This window comes from Alicyclobacillus sp. CIJ1, from assembly GCF_057538885.1.
Window position 1 is genome coordinate 1 of the sequence record NZ_BAAJPH010000017.1, and the last position, 285, is coordinate 285.

1 protein-coding gene is annotated in these 285 nt (G+C 69.1%); it reads left to right on the forward strand.

From position 1 onward, the window contains the following. Positions 1-80: 80 nt before the first annotated feature. The coding region (locus AC27E8_RS00145) for a site-specific integrase (RefSeq protein ID WP_487111307.1) at positions 81-285 on the forward strand (205 nt) is incomplete at its 3' end.

A 285-nucleotide genomic window follows, 5' to 3' on the forward strand; every position in this document is an offset into this window, starting at 1 on the left:
GCGCGCAAGGGGGAGAATTTGCGCCGAACCGCAGCCTGGGTGCCGGGGCCCGGGCCGGGCGGCCTGTGGAGGCGAGTGCCATGTTGGGCGAAGAAGCCATCACGGCGTTTGGGGCGCACCTTTTGCGCCAGGGCCGGAGCCGGAAGACGGTCATCGGGTACCAGAGCGACTTGAGGGGATTCGCGGCCTTCTACGCCAAGCGCCACAACCTGCCCTGGGTGGTGGAGGAGACCACCGTCGAGGACCTGCGGGCGTATCTCGAAGCGCAGTCCGCGCAAGCGCCGA